The organism is Plasticicumulans lactativorans (assembly GCF_004341245.1).
Taxonomy (GTDB): Bacteria; Pseudomonadota; Gammaproteobacteria; order Competibacterales; family Competibacteraceae; genus Plasticicumulans_A; species Plasticicumulans_A lactativorans.
The window spans coordinates 1,768-2,065 of sequence record NZ_SLWY01000022.1; positions in this window are offsets into that span (position 1 = coordinate 1,768).

A 298-nucleotide genomic window follows, 5' to 3' on the forward strand; every position below is an offset into this window, starting at 1 on the left:
CTTAGCCGCGGATGAGGCCGCGCGCGCCGCGCCCCCCGCCGACGTCACCGCCGCGCTTCAATGAGGCCGCGGCAATTAGCCGCGGATGAGGACGCAGCGCGCGGTGCTTGCGCGCGAGCTGCTGCTCGCTTCAATGAGGCCGCGGCAATTAGCCGCGGATGAGGCGGTGTTGTTGGCGGACACGCCGCGCTCGAGGTTTGAGCTTCAATGAGGCCGCGGCAATTAGCCGCGGATGAGGCGGTGTTGTTGGCGGACACGCCGCGCTCGAGGTTTGAGCTTCAATGAGGCCGCGGCAATT